The 505-nt window shown below is 44.2% G+C and carries 1 pseudogene; it reads left to right on the top strand.

The features are described 5' to 3' along the window. Positions 1–505, top strand: a pseudogene (scrG, locus tag R7E38_RS23465) (regulatory protein ScrG); the annotation flags it as partial.

Here is a 505-nt window from a genome sequence, read left to right on the forward strand (position 1 = left end):
ACAAAGGCTTGATTGTCGAGCTAGGCTATCAAGTATTCGCGAAAGCATGTCAGTTCATAAAACAATACCGCGAACGCTACCAAAATGAAGTAAGAGTGAACGTAAACGTCTCCGTTCTTCAGCTTATGAATGGTGAGTTTCCCTCAAGAATCAAAGCCATGGCTGACGAAGCTGGCGTCGCACCTCAGTCTGTCGTGCTAGAGCTCACCGAAACATTCATTTTGGATAACAACCAAACGGCTATGGCCCCCTTAAACACGCTTCGTGAGTTGGGCTTTGCGTTGTCTTTGGATGACTTTGGTTCCGGGTACAGTTCTTTAAACTGCTTCTTTGATTTACCGATGACGCAGATAAAAATCGATAAATCGATGGCTTGGAAAACGCTGACAAACCACTCTTCGCGAGAGTACCTAAAGTTTTTGATTGCAATGTGCCACGAGAACAATATTGAGGTAGTAATTGAAGGCATTGAGGATGCGAAGATGTGCGACTTCTTTACTCAGAT

Origin of the sequence: Vibrio sp. Vb2131 (assembly GCF_033338535.1) — a bacterium.
GTDB lineage: Bacteria > Pseudomonadota > Gammaproteobacteria > Enterobacterales > Vibrionaceae > Vibrio > Vibrio alginolyticus.